The 566-nt window shown below is 64.0% G+C and carries 1 protein-coding gene; it reads right to left on the bottom strand.

Annotated elements, in window-relative coordinates:
- Window positions 1–41 precede the first annotated feature (41 nt).
- Window positions 42–539 (bottom strand): cupin domain-containing protein, encoded by a 498-nt coding sequence (locus HP546_RS30980; RefSeq protein WP_218584665.1) that lies wholly within the window; start codon window positions 537–539, stop codon window positions 42–44.
- Window positions 540–566: the final 27 nt, after the last annotated feature.

Below are 566 nucleotides of genomic sequence, written 5' to 3'. Positions count from 1 at the left end.
ACTGCGTTGATCCTGAAGCGTGCTCACGCGCTGGCATCTGATCACCGCCAGTGTCTTGTCAGGGCGCCGTCAGCCCCGGTAACCGGGTCCTGCTGAGGTATTGGGACTCTGGCGATCCTCGCCAGCGCCTGCTGGTGAGCACCGATCTCGGGGCGCTGGATGTCGTAGTGTTCCTGCCCTTGCGGATATCCGCCCACGACCAGAAAGTCGTCGCTGGACGCCAGGCAACGATGCCCGGTTCCGGCGGGTAGCACCAGCACATCACCCGCCTTTACCGTCAGCGCCTGACCTGCTGCACCACCGAGCATTATCCGGGCACGGCCGCGGGCAACGCCCAGCACTTCGTGCGCGTTGGAGTGGAAATGGTGGTAATCGAAAATGCCGGCACGCCAGAGCGGCGTCCACTGGTGCGCGGCGAACAAGGACTCGAAAGCGCCGGCATTGTCATGGGCAGGCTCCACCCGTTGCAGCCGGTAAAGCAATACGGGAAAACGGCTGTTGGGCGTTGCCCCGTCGTCCTCGAACCGCAAGGCTTGCATGGGCTGGGTGCTGCTGTCGATGGCGAA

The organism is Pseudomonas sp. CM25 (assembly GCF_013179705.1).
GTDB lineage: Bacteria > Pseudomonadota > Gammaproteobacteria > Pseudomonadales > Pseudomonadaceae > Aquipseudomonas.
The sequence above is the reverse complement of the archived record's forward strand: the minus strand, read 5'-3'. Positions and strand labels throughout refer to the sequence as shown.